This is a genomic window from Acidovorax sp. 1608163 (assembly GCF_003669015.1).
In the GTDB taxonomy this organism is placed as follows: domain Bacteria; phylum Pseudomonadota; class Gammaproteobacteria; order Burkholderiales; family Burkholderiaceae_C; genus Acidovorax.
The window spans coordinates 2,295,935-2,312,889 of the sequence record NZ_CP033069.1 but is presented as its reverse complement, the minus strand read 5'-3'; the positions used below and the strand labels follow the sequence as shown (position 1 = coordinate 2,312,889).

Below are 16,955 nucleotides of genomic sequence, written 5' to 3'. Positions count from 1 at the left end.
GGGCACGAAGCGTAGATAAAAGAATTAAAAAATGAAAGTGCCCGATTTATTTTTGATAATGGTCAAATTTCCAGAACCTATTATTTAAGGGTAGCCTTGACAAATACCGTTCACAATCCAGATCAGTATATTTTCGATTTCAAACATATCATTTCCCATGGGAGAAAAAAGATAGGAATACTGATCGGCGCGGGCGCTCCCGTCAGCGTGAACGTCGGCAAGGCAGGTGCCTACGAGCCTTTGATCCCTAATGTTGCAGGCTTAACGGAGTTGATCCGGGCGGGCCTCAAGGATGAATTTAAGGAAGCGTTTAAAGAGGTCGAAAAACAAATTCAGAACTCGAACATCGAACTAGCGTTATCGCGCATTCGGGCGCTGGCCGAGGTGATCGGCGAATCCAAGGTCTGCGGTCTTAACGCGGAGGGCTTCCAATCCTTGTCCCAACAAATATGCGCGTTGATTTATGAAATAGTCAGCAAGCATTTGCCAGCGGGAGAAAATCCGTTCTCCGATACGATCTCTTGGATCAATGGCATCAATCGCAATCACCCGGTAGAAATTTTTACCACGAATTATGACTTGCTTTTTGAGGAGGCGATGGAACGCGTTAAGACGCCATATTTCGACGGTTTTTCCGGCTCCAAGGTTCCGTTCTTCGATCCGTCCAGCATTTCAAATAACGACTTGCCCAAGCGTTGGGTGCGCTTGTGGAAGCTGCACGGCTCCATTGGCTGGTCAAAGAGCGACAGCGGAGAGATCGTTCGCAGCAACGCCGACGCGGGCTCCACGATGGTGTACCCATCGCATATCAAGTACGACCAAACTCAGTCCGCGCCATTTTCGTCGTTGTTTGAGCGTTTGAAGAATTTTTTGCTTGAGCCGGACACCTTGCTGATCTGCTCGGGCTTCTCGTTCGCCGACGCACATATCTCCGCCAAGCTGAGCGAGTGCATGTCTGCCAACCCTTCCTCTGCCTTGATCGCGTTACAGTACCAAAATCTTGACAAAGAGGTCCATGCAGCGGATCTGGCGTCGCGCTGCCCCAACATAAGCGTCTACTGCCGGGATGGCGCGATCATCAACGGCATCAAGGCTCCCTGGAAACTGGGCGATCCTCCCAGCAAAAATTGGGAAGTTATCCGCGCGGAGTACTGGAAGGAAGGCCAGTTCTTGTTGGGGGACTTCAAGCTATTGGCTCGATTCCTCGCCATGTCCGGCGGCGGAAAGACCAAAGCGATAGAGTCCGCGCCTGAGGTCGCCACCGATGAATAAGGAGCCGACTTACCTGGGCAGTGTTAGCGCCGTGGCAGGATCGTCCTTAACGGTTGAGCTGGCGCCACAAGTGAAATCGGGCTTACTGATCATTGGCGGTAAAACTCATCGTGTGGGTCAAGTGGGAAGTTTCGTCAGAATTCCCCAAGGGTATAACAACCTGTATGGCCTGATTGCAGAGACAAGCGAATCCTCTAGCGTTGACGAGATCGGCGACACACATGAGACGGATCGGCGCTGGATCAAGATCGAGTTGGTGGGTGAAACGATTGGCGACGAGTTCGAGCGGGGCATCAGCCAATACCCCAGCATCAACGACGAGGCCCATCTGGTCTTGGAGACCGACCTTAGAAAGATCTATGGCGGCGCGGACTCCGGCCAAATCGTCGTGGGCACGCTTTCGAGCTCGGACAGTATTAAGGTCAGCATCGACTTGGACAAGCTCGTGACCCGGCACTCCGCCGTATTGGGGTCGACAGGCTCCGGTAAATCCACCAGCGTGTCCAGCCTACTCAGGTCCATCGTGACGGACGAGCATGGGGCGACCAGTTACCCCGCTGCGCGGATCGTGCTGATTGACATCCATGGAGAGTATTCGGCAGCGCTGGGAGATATCGCCTCCGTTTTTTCGGTTATCCCCAAGGAAGGGGAGACGAAGCTTCATATTCCCTATTGGTGCGTTTCATCCGAAAATTTGATCGATTTTCTTTGCGGCCCGATATCGGAGGGTAACAAGAGTTTGATTTTTGATCGCATTGTGGAACAGAAGCTAGCGTTCATCAAAAACAATGCTGTCGCCGGAATTGATTTGGGGCGGATTACGGCGGATACGCCGATTCCGTTTAACCTGAAGCAGATCTGGCATGACATGATGGTGTACGACAACGCGAACTGGGACGACGAAGAAAAAACGCTGCCATCCTTCACAGACAAAGGGGATCCGGAGACCTTAAGTCCGCCTAAATTCAAGCCGCCTAGCGCTGGTAAGGCCGCGCCACATAAAGGCAATGGTGGCATGATGAAAAGGCAGCTCGATTTGATGCGATCCCGCCTGTTGGATAATCAATTCTCCTTTTTTATGAGCCCCGGTGATTGGCAGCCCGACGCCGAACTGAAGGTGAAAAAGGATCTCTCAGAGCTCATTAAGAACTGGCTGGGTCACGACAAGCCGATCACAATTCTCGACCTCTCAGGCATGCCTTCAACGCGCTTGGATTTGCTGCTGGGGTCTGTGCTAGACATTATTTTCGAGTCGGCTTTGTGGGGGCGCAACTACAAAGAGGGTATGAAAAATAGGCCGGTGCTACTGGTGCTCGAAGAGGCTCACCGCTACTTGTCAGCTGGCACGGTCGGGTTGGCTAAGGGCATGGTGCAGAAAATCGCGAAGGAGGGGCGCAAGTTTGGTGTCGGCGCGATGTTAGTCAGCCAAAGGCCATCCGAAATCGATGAAACAATTTTGTCTCAGTGCGGGACGCTGTTCGCTTTAAGGATCAATAACGCCACGGACCGTAGCCGCGTGAAGTCGGCTATGTCGGAGGGGATATCCGGGATCGTGGACAGCTTGCCAGTGCTTCGGACCGGGGAGGCTGTAATCGCTGGCGAGGCTGCCCGGTTGCCGATGCGTTGTCGGTTCAAGCTGCCGCGAGAAGGGCATTTCCCTGATAGCAAAGACCCGGTGGTCGCTTCAAGCTGGTCGAAGGCGGTTGGCGAGGAGGATTATTCGGCACTAGTTTCTGCGTGGCGCAATCAAGACCCAAGTGCCACACCAAAGTAAAACTTACCAAACAGGAGGAACTATGGAAATGCAATTTGTTGACTCATCGAACATCGAGCGTATCGGCTATGACTCAAGCTCAAGCACTTTGCGCATCGAGTTCAAGTCGAACAGGACATACGACTACTCCAATGTCCCTGAAAACGTTTTCAATGAGCTCAGGAGCGCGTCGTCGGTTGGTAGCTATCACGCGACGAATATCAAGAATTCTTATCCATACACCGAAATATGAAGACTCTGTGAAGGGTAATCGTGCTCGATTTACTGGAAAGCAGCCAATGCTTCTTTAGGTGTGGTGGATAAATCAGTTCAATAGAACTGCTTTATTCTCATGTCTGCATGGCTTCAGCCCCCCTTTTTTAACCAGCCGATCAGTGGTCAGCACTCATCAGAAAACAGTTATTGGGAAATACATTGTCTTATAGCTCGGAATGACTGCTATATGCCACTTGGCAGTACTTCGCCATGCTGGCATGAGTAGCCCCAATCGCTGCGAAGCAGTCCCCTCGGTATGACGTAAGTCTGGGCCATATGGAGGTTACTGGCCCAACTAGGAAGAAGGGCTAAGCTACTTGCGAGACCAAAATCCACCTCAACCCCACTTCGACTGGGCTAGGGCTAAATCATCAATGTGGATCGTTTCTCAAAGCCCCGTTCTGCCAATCTACCTAATGAACCTATAGCGTTCGGGTCAACCAAATAAATTCACGTAGCGCATCAATGCTGCGCTCATGACGTAGAAATAGACGGTAGGTCACTGTCAATTTGGACGCTGTCCCTCACGGACCAGATCGGCTAACCCAGCCTGAGCGCGGTAGGTTTGGTTTCGCGGTGTTTCCCGCTCTACGTTGAGAAACGAGGGGCTGCTGGATTGCTTTCAGCGCGCATCCCCCGTACGCTCTGGTGAGCACTCTCTGGAGCTAAACCGTGTCCACCAATCCTTCACGCAACCTGCGATCCCTCACTCGGCCCAAGGTGTCCCACACAACCACCATGGTGCGAGGAGACACAGTTCATCTCTCTCCAAAACTCTCCGGCTTCAAAGTGGGGCAACGGGTTTTCTTTGCAGTGCGAGACGGAGAGATCGTGATTCACCCCAAGCCCGTCAAAGTCGTTGACGGCAAGCTGCTGTCCAGCCGTGTGCGCCATGCCGTGCGATCACATGCCATGTGGGGCCCCAGAAAGCGTCTTCAGTGAGCTCTGGCATGTAGCCTCAGCGCGTGCCCGCCCGCAGTCGGCAAGAACGCCACGCCGGTAAGCCGTACCAGCTCGCGATAGCTGATGTGCGCCAATTTGATGACCAGTTCAACTGGGAAACGGGTGGGTACACTGGCACGAATGGGGGTGAAAATGAGGGTTCAGGCGTATGACGAATGATCAGGTCTTGACCAAAGGCGCTTTGAGAGCGGGCGAACAGCTGGGCTTGGCCAATGCTAAAATCGCCCAAGTGCTGCACCTTGATGCACAAGCGATCTCCGCCATGGATGCAGGCGTCGAACATCTCCGAGGAGACACACCCAATGGGCAACGGGCCATCACACTGATCAAGATCCACCAAGCGTTGGCAACCAACGTGGGCCTGGACGCAGAGGCCGCAAAACGGTGGATTGCCTCGCACAACACCGCCCTTGCAGGAACCCCTGCATCGCTGATGCAGACTGAAGAAGGCATGAAGGCTGTCTTGGCATACCTGCAGAGCATGGAAGCTCCGCAAGGGGCCTGACGGCTGTGAGCAGCACCGGCTCTTACCCCTATCTCCCTGCCTCCCCACCGCGCAGCGCTGATGTGGTGTTGTACCTGGATTTGGACGGCGTGGTGCACCACGAGAAAGTGCTTTGGCATCCCAGCAAAGGGATCTTCATGAGCCCATACGAAGCAGCGGGACACGCCTTGTTTGAGTGGGTACCGATCCTAGAGGCAGCTCTCGAACCCTACCCAGCAGTGGCCTTGGTGCTCAGCAGCACCTGGTGTATCCGGCCTGGCTACAGCGCAACCCTCAAACGACTTCCAGCAGCACTGCGCACCCGCTTCATCGGGGGGACGTACCACAAGCGGGTGCATGGCATAGACCCATGGAACCAGTCCATGTTCCGCAGCATGCCACGGGGCGTGCAGGTGCAAGAAGATGCACAGCGCAGGAAACCACGGCAGTGGCTTGCTCTGGATGACGATGTGGAGGACTGGCCCGATGCATCAAAGCAAAATCTGATCGCCTGCGAGGGAACCACAGGGCTGTCAGATCCGGAGGTTCAGAGGGAACTCGGGAAGAAGCTGCAGCGCTGCCATGTGGCGCTGGCTGAGGAATAGTGTTCCAGGGGATCTACTGAAAGAAGCCGGAGGACTGGCTTTGATCCAGCCGAGACTGCTGCAAATCCAAGCGGGCAGCTTCGCACATGGGATGCCCCTGCTTGGCCCCTGACATGCGCATGGTGCAAGTGCGGGACACGGGTCTCAAGAAGCAGCATCGCAGTCCTATGCCCATGAGCAGCAGAATCCTGCCGTTAATGCAAATCTCAGAGCAACTGGCGCATCCTCTCCTTCAATTGCTCTCCCGCTAAGGCGGTGAGGCCCGTCTTCCCACTCACCAAGAACAGCGACTTGCAAAACGGCCGGAACAGCCATGAGCGGTCATCTACCGCTAGCCAGGGTCGGTAGGCCATCTCGTTTGCTCTCAGCCACGCCTGGCACTCTGCCTCCCGCTCGTAGCTGACAAGGGTGGAAGGAACATCAATCAGGGTACTGAAGCGGGGTGTGTCTCCCACTACTCTGGCAGCGATGTCCGCAGAAAACCGGCTGCGCAGTTGGGCGAGTGGTTTTTGCAGCCGCCAGGTGCTGGTGATCACCACTTGCCATTGGGGCGCCTCCCGCAGTGCGTCTTCCAGCACCGGTAGGCAGCTGAAATGTTTGGACTCATGGCAGTGTTCGGGGTGTAACACCCCATCAAAGTCCAGAAATAGTATGGCCATGATGTACCTCAGAAGTCATCCTAGAAGACGAACTGCGCACGGACAAGGGCAAACTGCGCCCTAGTGGTCCTGGGCTCAGAGCCGTCGGTGAGAGCCCTTGTCCCCAACGCCTGAAGGCTTCAATGCAGTTTGAGTTTGTGAATGACCACCTGGCTCAGACTGTTGCAGTACAGCCCGCCTTGGTGTTGCGCCATCGGCGCATTCTCGTGCGGGGCAATGCAGATCTGCACCTGAGCGCGCAGCTCGATTCGGGATCGCTGCGCGTGACCTCAAACTGCAGTGAATGGCCTGTAGGGAAGGAGCCTCTTTGACCTCGCTCCCAGTGAGTTCAGGCTGAGACGTCTGCCGCGGACTGAACCATCACCCGGAAGGACTCGATGGTGCCATCTTCGATGGCCTGCTGGATCCAGGCGGGTTTGCGGCCTCGGCCGCTCAACGAGCCGTCCCAGGCCAAACCTGTGTTGGGGTCATAGAAAGTGGTCGGGCGTTTGGTGGAGGGCGGCAAGGGCTTGCGGCTGATAGAGCCCAGACCCACTTGCGCGGGGGTTAAACCAAACTGGGCCACCAACTGGCGTGAGGTCTCAATGGCCTGGCGTTTGTATTCGTGTGCGAGTCGGTCGCGGCGGGCTTGTAGTTCTGCAATCTGTTGATCGATCGCTTTGATTTCTGGATTCATGTGGGGATTTTAAATTCGAGAGAACTCGGCACCATCAACGGCAGAATGCCCTGGCATGCAGGGCGGGAACGCTCGTCCTGCTCAACACTCATGATGACCGATTGCACCCAACCATGGACATAGAGGCCCAATGAGTCAAATCCAATTGAAGCGCGGCAAGGATTGGCAAGACAAGCTGCGCGAGTACCGGGTACTGATCGATGGCAAGCACGTCGCCTCGATTGGCGAGAAATCCGAAGTCAATGTACCCATCACACCGGGCAAGCACGTCCTTCAACTCAGCGTGGACTGGTGCACCTCTCCCAAAGTGGAAGTCACCGTAGAGGAGGGTCAAACCCTAGTCATGGGTTGCGGCCCCAACTCCAATGCATTTCTTGCCCTCCTGTACATCACCCTTTGGCGCAAGAAGTACATCTGGCTCAGGCCACTCCCCGTCAATGCGTAGGGCAAGGTTTGCGCTGATCTCGGCAGTGCGAATAGAGCTCGGTGAGGCCGCCCAAGGCCTATGCAGACAGCCACGGCATTGGACATGCCAATGAACGCAATTCTCTCGGGGGCGCACTCAGGGTTGCAGCGCCGCCTTGGGTAAAAACTCCACCCCCGTCCTTTTGACCAGTTCTTGGTAGCTGATGGGACGGCCTGCCGTCTCACCCTCACGGTTCTCTTGCCAGTGCGCCCAGGCGCGCTTTTCTGTGGCGTCGTAAACCAATTTGTAGAGGTAGGTCGGTAAGGACGCAGCGTTTTCCACGCTGGCGCAAGGGCAGATTGTTGATTTCCACGCAGAAGTGGCCCACTAACCCCCCTGTCCTGGCTCATCTGGTCATGGGGTAGAGCACCTGATCCTCAAGCAGGGTACTCAATCATCCGGATGAAACAACCTTCGGGCCCGGATCTCGCCCTGGTACACGGCCGCCTTCAGCTCGGCCAGCTCCTCAGGCGAGGCGATTTCTTGAACCTTGGGTTTGCCGGGGCGTACGTACACCGTGGACCTCGACCAGCTCTCCCAGTCGTAGATGAAGATGCTCTCCAGGTAGCGCGCGATCTCCACGTCGTAGAAAAGCAGGCTGGCATCGCGGTTCAACACGGTGCCGTCGTAGGACCAGTTGTGGCTGCCGAGTAGCACACGGGCCGAATCGACGATGATGCCCTTAGTGTGCGTACGGTTGCGCCAGCGCACCCGCCCCATGTCAATACCGTGAGTTTTCATGAACTCGATGTGACGCGCCTCTACGCCGTTCTCGGCGCGCAAGATGATGCGCACGTCCAAGCCCTCACGCTGCTTGCGGGCGATGGCCTTGAGTAGCTGGATATAGGTCTGTTCGGCTCGCGGGTCCAATGATTCGTTGATGTACTGGTTCTGTAGATAGATCCGGGATTTCGCACCCTCTATCAGCGGGAGCACCACCTGAACATAGTTGTCGGGGGTGAGTACCGGCTGCACATCCACTTCGCGGTCGATCTCCAGCGGATCGAACGTTCTGATCTCGGCAGAGGCTTCGCGCGGATCGGGATCTAGCGGCGGCAGGAGCTCGTAGGCCAACTCCGCGCCTTTGGGAACGAAGCCGCTCGACTGAGCGAAGTCGTACTGGATGTAGGACTCGAAAATACCAGCGAGAGTAGGGTTGTCGATCACGACGTGCCACTCGCGGTTGTAATTCGTGAGCAAAGCCTTGGCACTGGCCTGGTCTGCTGGCGGCGCATCAGGCGCTTGATTAGAGCTTTGCCAGTTGCCGCTGGAGAGCCAGAACGCACTGGAATCGCGAACAGCCACCTTGATATGGTAGGCCGACGCCCAGAGCGATCCTGTCTGGCCGACATTGGCCCATTGCATTTCGAAATCGTCGCCGAGAACTCCCTTAAGGGTTCTTACAGTGTCGGCATCGTCCGAGTCGCCAGCCTTGGTGCCTGTGCCTACCGAGGCACCGTATTGCATCACCAGCTGTAGCTGAGCGCTCTGAGCTTCGAGCCGCTTGGCGATGGCATCGATGATGTGCGGTGCTCCGAAGTCGTACATCGCGATCGTGAGTTTCCTGTTCGTCTCCTGCAAGAAAGCATCTAGTACTGGCCAACCTTGTTCAGGGCTCACATGCACCGAGACTTTCATGTGCTCCTTCACGCGCGGCAGCGAAAGGTGCGGCGGCTTCTTATAGGTAGGATTCGCCGTGCGCTCGGTGAAGGCTTCACTGCCGTTCAGGCGGCTCAGTTCGTAAAACTCCTCTGCGCTGGCCTGGCGCACATCCACGGGGAAACCATCGAAGGTCGATGGCAACTTGGGCAGCCCCTGTTCGAGCAGCGATGCGGTAGTTTTCTTCTCCTCGACGATCGCAACGATCACCGCTTGATCGGTGATCCAGCCGTCAGTGAACTGCCATCCGGCGCGGACAAGCAGCAAACCTGGAATCGTCCGGAATACGTCGCGCGCCCGTCCGACTGCACGCATCAGCTCCGGCGACATTTCTGGCGAGAGGGCGGAGGTCCGTGAGGGCAGGGCGGGTGTCATCGCTGGCAGCGCAGTGCTGCCCGAAGGGCCTTCGCGGTTGAATATTCCACTCAGACTCACGCTCACGGACAGCGGAATGGTCCACGTTGCCACATCTCCTTTGATCGAAGGCCGCTGCGCGGAGGCTACTGCATCGCTAGCCGTCTGTTGGGATGGATCCGCCGCTTCCAACTGAGGCACGGCGCGCGACAGATCGAGTGCTTGGGCCAGCTGCGCCTGCTCTTCAATGGTGCGGGCGAGTTCCTTAGCGCGCTCGACCAAGACCGACACGCGCACGCCCTCGTTGGCCTTCCACTGCACACGGGCTTCGCCCTGATCGCTGGTCCATGGTTGACCATCGCGGTTGAGGATTCGGCCCTGTGAGTCGCGCTCAGGGACGCCCGAGTGGTGCAAAGCAACCATCTCGAACTGATCGTTGAAGACCGGCGCACCCGAGGACCCCGGAGCGGTGTCGGCCACGTAATGCAGGTAATTCGTCAGCACGTCCACGATGCGGTTTTCTCGCAGCGCGAACATCTTGGGCCCGCCGTTGGGGTGCTGAATCACGTTGACGAATTCCCCGTTGATGGCTTTGCCCTCCTGCGGGTTGAGGCAGATGTAGCCCAGGTCGGTGCCGGGCACGCCCCGACTGTCCGTGGGAGAGACCGCCACGAAAGTGAAATCCAATGCCTCGTCAGTAATGAAGAGCTTCTGTGGGGTGAGGCGGAAGACGCGTTCTTCAGATACCAGCGTAGTGCTGGCCTCAAAACCGAAGGTCACCTCACTTTGCGCAGCGTCGGCGGCGCGCTCAAGTACATGGTGGTTCGTTAGCAGGATGCTGGGGCCGACGAGCATGCCTGTACCGTAGCCCAGCAGGACGCCGCTTGGCCCGCGTACGGTGATGCGGCCTACGCAATGGGCCGCTGCAAGTGCTAACCGGAGAAACTGCGGAGTGACAAGGTCGTCGCGACCAATGGCCCGCTCTTGCGCCAGCTGTGCAACCAATGTGTCTGCATCTATCTCATCCAGAGGGGGGACGTGCTCTGTGAGCATGAGCGTGGAAGCAGTAACAGCGCGCTCAGTGGTGCGTACGTGAGCAAGGCGCTTGGCCACCCGCTCGGGATCGTCTGCGGCCCAGATGTTGCCTTTGTCGGCCTCCTGTAAGCGCTTCACACGAATGCCAGCACGCTCTGCATAGCGCGCTTCCGCAGCCGATGTCAGAAGCATAGCCCGATCAGAGATTTTCACGATGGCCTCCCTTCACCTTAGGATTTCATGATCAGATGGAGTGCGACAGTGGCATTACTACTCCAAGTTCTATGCGTCGCGGCATTTCTGGGCTCGCGCTGTGCTCCAGCAGAAGACGGATCGTATGGTGGTGTCAAGGCAAGGTTTCTGCTACCTCACCATGTCATAGTCTGATCGCCGCAGAGGGCTACAGCTTTCATTGCTTTTGGCATGGCGGTCGTCGCAGGTCATGGACTGATTGCGCTGTTCTGTGACCGAGAAGGGCGTGCGATTCGGCCCGTCGACTGCGCAGATGCTCACCATGAAAAACGCACTGGTGAAGGAATGCCACGTAGCTATTGCTCCCCTTGTGTTTCCACAAAGTTTTAATCTGTAACGGCGCGCAAAGTAAGCGAGAATTATTCTTACAATTGTGAACTAGCCTTGTTCCTAACTTGGTTCATCACTTTTCGGGGTAGGTGTCCTGCTTCGTGTTGGTCTAGACGTCTTCACCAAGCCAAGCAACCTATGAACGCCGATCTCGCACTTCGAATGCTGTCCGACCTATTCTGGACTGGGTTGATCGTTTGCTTGCCAGTTCTGGGACTGACGATGTTGGTGGGCCTGCTAATCAGCGTGCTTCAAGTCGTTACTCAGGTGCAGGAAATGTCCTTGACCTTCGTGCCCAAGTTGCTGATGGCTGGAGTTGCCATTGTCATGTTTGGCCCATGGATGTTGAAGAAGCTTGGGCAGTTCGCGACCCAACTGTGGTCGTCGATACCTGGCATGTTCTGAGATGTCTCAGGGCGCTGCAGGTCAAGTTCTGAGTACGCCGCTGGTGTCTTCTGTTTTTTCAGATGTATCACCTTGGGCTACTGCTGTTTTCCTGCTTTCCTTGCGCATTGCTACGGTACTTGGAATGGCTCCAATACTTTACGCAATTCCTATGCCAAATCGTGTCCGGGCGTTGTTAGTGGTTTCGCTTTCATTGATTCTTGCTGCAGCCTTTTTGGGTAAAGCTGAGATTCATTATTCGAATGCGGGAAGACTGATTGAAGCAGCGTTGCTGGAGGTTTCTTTAGGGCTTACCTTCTCCATCGGAATATTGCTGGCGTTTGCCGCTTTTTCAATGGCGGGGAATTTGCTAGATATTCAGATTGGTTTTGGCATTGCCCAAGTTTATGATCCGTTAAGCAACAGGCCATCAGCTATATTGATTTCAAGCTTCAATTATTTGGGGTTGCTTGTATTTTTTCTTATTGATGGCCATCACGCTCTTTTAAGAGCGTTAGCGTATAGCGTTGATGTGTTCCCCTTGGGCCAAGTTTGGAGAGCGTCAATAGCTTCAACTGGCATTTTGAAGCAAGTTGCCGGCATGTTTGGCTTGGGCTTTGGAATTGCTGCCCCCATTGTGTTTTGCATATTCCTAGTGGAACTGGCTTTGGGGGTTATTTCCAGAAATCTCCCACAAATAAATATGCTTGTCATAGGTGTCCCTGTAAAAATAGTGGCTGGCCTGATTGTTTTGTCGTTGTGGTTTGTAGGGATGGGGCCTTCAATGAATCGTGTATATGCATCCATTTTTCATGCATGGGCTGAGATCATGCGAAATTAGAAAAATAGGCTTGCCGATTAAGATAACAATCAAAATTCATGTCCGAACAAGATCTTGACCGCAACGAGTCAGCCACTCCGTATAAATTAGAAAAAGCCAAAGAAAAAGGACAAGTCGCCAAAAGCAGTGATGTCATATCTTCTGTGGTCTTTATGGCGGCGGCAGTCTATCTGGTATCACAAGGAGGTGATGCCATATTTGAGCAGTTTAAACTTGATCAGGCACTTCTTCGTAGCCTCGGGAGCTCTACGTCGAGTACGTCTTTCTTTTGGCCTCTCATTTCTGCAGCAATTGGTTCATTGCTGATCTTGGTGATGCCTTTTTTTGTCTTGATTTGCCTATCCGCCGTGCTGGCCAATATTTTGCAAACTGGATTTGTATTTTCACCTTCATCGCTTTCAATTGATCTGACAAGAATAAATCCAATCGCAGGTTTTAAAAAGATACTGTCAATTCGAACACTGTTTGACACTGCAAAGGCAGTCATTAAGTTATCGCTGCTCTCAGTGGTTGCTTTCTATGCTTTAAGTGCCCTGTCATCTCAGTTTTATGGCATTGCAAATTTATCACCGACCGAATATGTTCGATTGTTGATCTCAGATGCTGCGAGTCTCAGTATAAAAATTGCCTCACTGCTAATTTTTATTGCATTTTTAGATTGGATTTTCACAAGGCGTGAATTTTCAAAAAAAATGCGCATGAGTAAGCGAGAAATTAAAGATGAGCACAAACAACGGGATGGAGATCCTAGAGTCAAGGCACGCATCCGAGAATTGCAGCGCGAGGCTCTAAAAAAAAGCAAGGCTTTACAGCAAACTAAAAATGCAGACGTGGTTTTGACCAATCCGACCCATGTTGCAGTTGCCTTGCGCTACGAACACGGAAAAATGGAATCTCCTCAAATCGTGGCTAAGGGGGCGGGACATTTGGCATTTGCAATACGGCAAATTGCGTCAAAGCACAACATTCCCGTAGTTCAAAGTCCCAGCTTGGCGCGGAGGCTTTTCAAAGAGTTGGACGTAGAACAGGAAATACCTCCGCAAATGTTTGCAGAAGTTGCAAGAATAGTGGTTTGGGTCTTTGCAATGAGAGACAAAAATAAAAAAATGAGCAGCGCGTAAGAATTAAATGAAATCACTTCAGCGTTTTTTTGGGCGACACAGCGATATAGCCATGGTACTGCTTGTGCTGGGCGTGCTGGTGGTTTTGTTTGCCCCCATCCCAAGCCCACTTCTAGATTTCCTCATTCTGACGAATTTTAGTTTCGCCTTTCTCATTCTTTTGCTGACATTTTACATGTCGCGCCCAGTGGATTTTTCAACATTTCCATCTCTTTTGTTGATTGCTACACTTTTTAGATTATCTCTAAATGTTGCTGCTACACGGTTAATATTATCCGAAGGAGATGCTGGTCGCGTGATTGCCGCTATTGGATCTTATGTGGTGGGCGGGAATTATGTGATCGGCATTATTGTTTTTCTGATACTGATTGTTGTCCAGTATGTTGTAGTCACCAATGGCGCGCAGCGGATTTCAGAGGTTGCGGCACGATTCACCTTGGATAGCATGCCTGGCCAGCAAATGAGCATCGATGCCGATCTGAATATGGGGTTTATTGATCAGATTGAAGCGCAGCGTCGGCGAAAAAACATCGAAAAAGAAGCTGGATTTTATGGGGCCATGGATGGCGCCAGTAAATTCGTGAAGGGCGATGCGATTGCCGGCATAATAATCCTGCTTATCAATATAGTAGGAGGATTGATCATTGGTGTGATGCAACACAAGATGCCATGGGATCAAGCGTTGCGCACATATTCCTTGCTAACCATAGGTGATGGCATCGTCACTCAGGTTCCTGCACTGATCATTGCCGTAGGAACAGGGATTATTGTTACGCGATCTGCATCTGATGGAAACTTGAGCCAGCAGGTTCTGAAACAAATTACATCTTTCCCAAAGACCCTGCTGCTAGTGGCTGCTGCGCTCTTTGGCTTGTTGCTTTTCCCTGGCATTCCTGTATTTCCAACAGCGGTACTTCTTCTGTTGGTGGTAGGAGTTGCGTGGATTGCATATCGAAATGGGGCAGCCGAGGCATCTAAAGCGGCGGTAGATGATGGCGAGTCAACGTCAGGCAATGCACTGGATTCCGATGCACTCACCAATGGCAAAAATGATGATCCCTATGGGGCCCTGCAGGTTGAGCCTGTCGAGGTTCATGTGGGATCGGCATGGGCAGCCTTGGTGAGTCAAGAAACTAGTCCATTGATAGATCGCATATCTAATTTCCGCAAGCAGCATGCAAATGACTTGGGTCTAATACTGCCAAAAGTAAGATTCAAAGACGCTCCTAAACTTCAAGCCGATCGGTATGAAATTCATATTGATGGCGTCATTTGTGGTCGTGGGGAAGTTCGATTGGATAGATTGCTTGCGATTCATCCTGCAGGGAAGACGGATGGTATTCCAGGTGAATCCACTCGCGACCCAACCTATGGGCTTCCTGCACTCTGGATTGAGGAGATTTACCGCGAAAAAGCGTTGGCGGGTAAATTCACACTAGTTGACGCAACTACGGTATTCATGACCCACCTGACCGAAGTGCTTCGGCGAGAGTCGGCGACCTTACTTACCCGAGCTGAAACCGATAGGTTGTTATCCAGGGTTCGTCAGAAAAATCCCGGACTGGTTGAAGAGCTTATACCCACTGTGCTCGCTGTAAGTGACGTGCAGCGTGTATTGCAGAGTTTATTGCGCGAAAAAGTATCTATCCGGCACATAGATGCCATTTTGGAAACCTTGGCCGATGCGGGGAGGCAGTCCAAAGATACCGGCTACCTCACTGAATTGGTGCGCTTGCGCTTGGGGCATGCCATTTGCCAAGGATTACTGGGTGAATCCAACGCGCTGCATGTAATGACACTGGATCCTATTGTTGAGAGTCAGTTTTTGCAGAGCGTCCAGCTCGCACAGTCATCAATGGAAGGCGCGTCGACTGGTGCTACGCAGTTTATTTTAGAGCCCAAGATGGCGGAGCAATTGATGGTGAAGTTGCTGCAGCAATCGGAAAAAATGATGAAAAGTAATTTGCTGCCCGTTTTGCTGTGTGCACCTGAGTTAAGGCGCCATGTGCGGTCTTTGTCTGAGCGGGTCATTCCGCATTTAAGAGTTTTATCAATGAGTGAGATACCGCACTCCATTGAATTAAAGTCTTACGCCGTTGTTGGTGCTTAGAGATTGATCTAAAAATATACCATGCAAGAAATATTGGCAATCAATTTGCAATCCATGAGACAGGATATGCAAAAGCTCGACCAGATCAGTAGCAATATGGCGAATGCTATTACACCCGGGTATCAACGTGGGACGCTTTCCCGTTTGCCTATATCGATTTCGAGTGGTAATTTTTCCGCAATGGTCGAATCTGGGATGGTTGCTAATGGCGCCGCGTCAAGAGCTGCAGGTAGCGCCCAAGGTGTTCATCTTCAAATGGATACAAAGCCTGGCGTCCTGAAAGCCACTGGCCAGAGTCTGGATATAGCCATTGCTGGCCCCGGATACTTTGAAGTCGCAACCCCTTCAGGGCCTGCGTACACCCGTCAAGGTAACTTTAGGCTGGATGAGCGCGGCCGAATAGTCAATTCGTCTGGATTTCCTTTGATAGGTAAAGGGGGTGAAATATTTCTGAAGAGTGAGCGGCCCGTCATAGATGAGCAAGGCAATATTTTTGATAAAAATGAGGCCGACCGACTTCCGGAAACATCCACAGTATTGGATAAAATAAAGCTTATCGAGAGCGAGGATTCCAAAACCTTTCACCGTTTGGGTGATGGCTTGATCACTTTTGATGGCGGCGTTCGTGAGTTGGCAGAATCCGATAGGAAATTAAAACAAGGTTTTCTGGAAAACTCCAATGTAAACACCATGCAAGAGATGGTTCAGTTGATGGAAACAATGAGACATTTCGAGGCAATGCAGAAAATAACTCTGGCCTACGACGAAATGACAGGGCAGGCCATAAAGAAGCTAGGCGAGCTTTCTTGAGTGAGTTGATTGCAGTAATTTTTAGAAAATATTAGACTAATATGTTTGATTCTTTGTATATTGGGGCAACAGGAATGCAAGCCCAGCAGATGAATGTTGACACCATTGCAAACAATCTTGCCAATGTAAATACTACTGGATTTAAAAAGGCACGTATTAGTTTTTCTGATTTGGTCTCCCGTGGTGTATCTGGGGAATCTTCGGCCATGGCAAATGAGTCCTACGGAATTTTTTCGCGAGGATTGTCTGTCGGTGCTGGTGTCAGCATTGCCAACCTCGCCAAAATTTTTGATGTCGGAGACCTTAAAAAAACAGATGCCCCCTTGGATCTATCCATACAAGGTGAGGGATTTATTGAGGTTGTGATGCCAGACGGGTCAAGCGGATTCACTCGTGGAGGAAGCTTGAAAGTCAACAAGGATGGCGTTTTGTCATTGCAAAATGGCTATCCACTGAAGTCCAGTATCAATATTCCGGGCGATGCGCAATCTGTCGTCATCCATCCTGATGGCCGTGTTCAGGCGAAAACTAGCGGCCAAAATACACCGATGGATATTGGCAAGCTGGATTTGGTGCGCTTTACCAGTCCACAGGGATTGTCTGCGCAGGGTGAAAACCTGTATTTAAGTACCACGATGTCAGGTGAGCCCATTGCAACACGGGCGGGAGAGGAAGGTGTTGGCACCTTTGCCCAGGGCTACTTGGAAGGCTCCAACGTCAAGATGGTTGAAGAGATGGTCAATCTCATGGTTGCTCAGCGTTCATACGAAGCGAACGTCAAGGTCGTGCAAGCCGCCGATGAAATCCTGGGCATGATCAACGGGCTGCGCCGATGAATGTGTCTGTGAGCCTTACACGTCCCACCGTTGGACGCCACTGGGTAAGGCCCTCATTGTCTTTCTTGG

15 protein-coding genes and 1 pseudogene are annotated in these 16,955 nt (G+C 52.8%); 12 read left to right on the top strand and 4 right to left on the bottom strand.

What is annotated here, in order from left to right; genetic code table 11:
• The first annotated feature begins 96 nt into the window (after nucleotides 1-96).
• From EAG14_RS10380 to EAG14_RS10360, 5 genes are all read left to right on the top strand, one after another.
• Nucleotides 97-1,272, top strand: coding sequence for an SIR2 family protein (locus EAG14_RS10380; RefSeq protein WP_121728800.1), 1,176 nt, complete (start codon nucleotides 97-99; stop codon nucleotides 1,270-1,272).
• A complete protein-coding gene (locus tag EAG14_RS10375; protein WP_121728799.1) occupies nucleotides 1,265-3,046 on the top strand; it encodes an ATP-binding protein in 1,782 nt (593 codons plus the stop codon). The genes EAG14_RS10380 and EAG14_RS10375 overlap by 8 nt, the downstream gene beginning before the upstream one ends.
• A 22-nt stretch (nucleotides 3,047-3,068) precedes the next feature.
• Nucleotides 3,069-3,278: a KTSC domain-containing protein gene (locus tag EAG14_RS10370; RefSeq protein ID WP_121728798.1), complete on the top strand. Its 210-nt coding sequence runs from the start codon at nucleotides 3,069-3,071 to the stop codon at nucleotides 3,276-3,278.
• A gap of 1,152 nt (nucleotides 3,279-4,430) precedes the next feature.
• Nucleotides 4,431-4,769, top strand: a complete 339-nt coding sequence (locus EAG14_RS10365; protein ID WP_162995959.1) for an MbcA/ParS/Xre antitoxin family protein — start codon at nucleotides 4,431-4,433, stop codon at nucleotides 4,767-4,769.
• A 62-nt stretch (nucleotides 4,770-4,831) separates the two neighbouring features.
• Nucleotides 4,832-5,353 (top strand): HAD domain-containing protein, encoded by a 522-nt coding sequence (locus EAG14_RS10360; RefSeq protein WP_121728796.1) that lies wholly within the window; start codon nucleotides 4,832-4,834, stop codon nucleotides 5,351-5,353.
• A 206-nt stretch (nucleotides 5,354-5,559) separates the two neighbouring features.
• Here EAG14_RS10360 and EAG14_RS10355 read toward each other — a convergent pair whose 3' ends face one another.
• Together EAG14_RS10355 and EAG14_RS10350 are read right to left on the bottom strand one after the other, a co-directional pair.
• On the bottom strand, nucleotides 5,560-6,012 hold the full coding sequence (locus EAG14_RS10355) for an HAD domain-containing protein (RefSeq protein ID WP_121728795.1): 453 nt from the start codon (nucleotides 6,010-6,012) through the stop codon (nucleotides 5,560-5,562).
• Between the two features lie 328 nt (nucleotides 6,013-6,340).
• Complete coding sequence (locus EAG14_RS10350; protein ID WP_121728794.1) at nucleotides 6,341-6,688, bottom strand: H-NS family nucleoid-associated regulatory protein; 348 nt, start codon at nucleotides 6,686-6,688, stop codon at nucleotides 6,341-6,343.
• Between the two features lie 130 nt (nucleotides 6,689-6,818).
• Between EAG14_RS10350 and EAG14_RS10345 the strand changes: the two genes are divergently transcribed.
• Nucleotides 6,819-7,133 (top strand): hypothetical protein, encoded by a 315-nt coding sequence (locus EAG14_RS10345; protein ID WP_121728793.1) that lies wholly within the window; start codon nucleotides 6,819-6,821, stop codon nucleotides 7,131-7,133.
• Between the two features lie 117 nt (nucleotides 7,134-7,250).
• On the opposite strand, the pseudogene EAG14_RS10340 reads toward EAG14_RS10345, so the two are convergent.
• Nucleotides 7,251-7,418 (bottom strand): annotated as a pseudogene (locus EAG14_RS10340) (DNA/RNA non-specific endonuclease); the annotation flags it as partial.
• A gap of 126 nt (nucleotides 7,419-7,544) precedes the next feature.
• Nucleotides 7,545-10,415 carry a phospholipase D-like domain-containing protein gene (locus EAG14_RS10335; RefSeq protein WP_162995958.1) on the bottom strand — a complete coding sequence of 957 codons (2,871 nt, stop codon included), beginning with the start codon at nucleotides 10,413-10,415 and terminating at the stop codon, nucleotides 7,545-7,547.
• Between the two features lie 507 nt (nucleotides 10,416-10,922).
• On the opposite strand from EAG14_RS10335, the gene EAG14_RS10330 reads away from it, so the two are divergent.
• From EAG14_RS10330 to flgG, 6 genes are read left to right on the top strand one after another with little or no spacing between them, the layout of a single operon-like run.
• Nucleotides 10,923-11,189 (top strand): flagellar biosynthetic protein FliQ, encoded by a 267-nt coding sequence (locus tag EAG14_RS10330; RefSeq protein ID WP_121728791.1) that lies wholly within the window; start codon nucleotides 10,923-10,925, stop codon nucleotides 11,187-11,189.
• 1 nt (nucleotide 11,190) lies between these two features.
• Nucleotides 11,191-12,009, top strand: a complete 819-nt coding sequence (locus EAG14_RS10325) for a flagellar biosynthetic protein FliR (protein ID WP_121728790.1) — start codon at nucleotides 11,191-11,193, stop codon at nucleotides 12,007-12,009.
• 38 nt (nucleotides 12,010-12,047) lie between these two features.
• Nucleotides 12,048-13,130, top strand: coding sequence for a flagellar biosynthesis protein FlhB (gene flhB / locus EAG14_RS10320; RefSeq protein WP_121728789.1), 1,083 nt, complete (start codon nucleotides 12,048-12,050; stop codon nucleotides 13,128-13,130).
• A 7-nt stretch (nucleotides 13,131-13,137) separates the two neighbouring features.
• Entirely contained in the window at nucleotides 13,138-15,240 is a 2,103-nt protein-coding gene (locus EAG14_RS10315) for a flagellar biosynthesis protein FlhA (protein ID WP_121728788.1), read from the top strand.
• Between the two features lie 21 nt (nucleotides 15,241-15,261).
• Nucleotides 15,262-16,050, top strand: a complete 789-nt coding sequence (locus EAG14_RS10310) for a flagellar hook-basal body protein (RefSeq protein ID WP_121728787.1) — start codon at nucleotides 15,262-15,264, stop codon at nucleotides 16,048-16,050.
• Nucleotides 16,051-16,091: 41 nt separating this feature from the next.
• Entirely contained in the window at nucleotides 16,092-16,886 is a 795-nt protein-coding gene (flgG, locus tag EAG14_RS10305; protein ID WP_121728786.1) for a flagellar basal-body rod protein FlgG, read from the top strand.
• Nucleotides 16,887-16,955 lie beyond the last annotated feature (69 nt).